Below are 1211 nucleotides of genomic sequence, written 5' to 3'. Positions count from 1 at the left end.
GCGGCTTAAACTTGGGTCTCGCTGCAACAGGAAGGAACAAGATGGATAAGAGGTGTTGGGCCAAACGAGCCCGTCTTACATGAGCATCCCCTTCCTGTTCTACGGCCACTTTGGACAGTTCCGCTAGGCCTTCAGAGCCTGTATTAGGATTGAAAAAGCACGCTGTGGAACGCACGAGAAAAGTACCTCACTTTTCCCTTTGGTCTATGAATACCACGCAAGCAGTTGTTGGAGTAGATGTTAGCAAAGCCACCCTAGCCGTATGCCACCAGGTTGGGGCGCATATGAAGCATCTGGCAGTGACCAATACCCCGGCTGGATTTCGGCAGCTGGTGCGCAGCGGCGGGGCCTCGAGTCTATACGTGCTCGAAGCCACCGGCCCCTACTACCTGGCCGTGGCTTACCACTTAGTCGCAGCCGGAGCCCAAGTAGCGGTACTCAACCCGCTCGTGGTCAAACGTTTCATTCAGATGCATTTAGGTAAAGGCAAGTCGGACCGCAAGGATGCCCAGTGGCTGCTCCGCTACGGGCAGCAGCAGGTTACTCCGCGCTGGCAACCCGAGGAGGCGCTGCTCGTGGAGTGCCGCCAAGTGGAACAGGTCATCGAGTTGCTTATCCGGCAGAAGACCATGGTGCACAACGCGTTGGAAGCCCTGCAAGCGCAGCCCGTCGTCAGTCCGGCAGCCCTGGCGCAACTGCGCCAGACCCTGCTGCGGCTGGAGGAGCAAGTGCAGCAACTCGAAACCAAGCTGTTGACGACGGTCGAAGCGCGGTATCCGCCCGAGATGCAGCTGCTCTGCTCCATTCCCGGCATCGGCCGCAAGACGGCGGCTTACCTGCTGCTCTTCGCCGGCGGTTTCACCAGCTTCCAGAACTACCGCCAGCTAATTGCCAAGGCGGGTTTATGTCCGCGCGAGTTCAGCTCGGGCACGAGTGTGCGGGGTAAAGCGCGAATTAGCAAGATGGGTGGGGCACTGATTCGCAGCAAGTTATTCATGTGCAGCTGGTCAGCCCGTCGAGCGAATGGCGCATGCCGCGTCCTTTATGACCGCCTAGTGGCGAACGGCAAGAACGGCAAGCTGGCCCTGATTGCCGTCTGCAATAAGCTCCTCAAGCAGGCTTTTGCCATCGTGACCTCGGGCGTGCCCTATCAAGCTGATTTTATCAAAAAAGCAACTCTACCACTTGCTTTTTAACACAGTTCATGTAGG

At 57.6% G+C, this 1211-nt stretch carries 1 protein-coding gene; it reads left to right on the top strand.

The annotated features are described in order from the left end of the window. Positions 1-206: 206 nt before the first annotated feature. Positions 207-1196, top strand: coding sequence for an IS110 family RNA-guided transposase (locus tag J4G38_RS28250; RefSeq protein WP_210522238.1), 990 nt, complete (start codon positions 207-209; stop codon positions 1194-1196). Positions 1197-1211 lie beyond the last annotated feature (15 nt).

Source organism: Hymenobacter terricola, assembly GCF_017921975.2.
Classification (GTDB): Bacteria; Bacteroidota; Bacteroidia; order Cytophagales; family Hymenobacteraceae; genus Hymenobacter; species Hymenobacter terricola.
The sequence above is the reverse complement of the archived record's forward strand: the minus strand, read 5'-3'. Positions and strand labels throughout refer to the sequence as shown.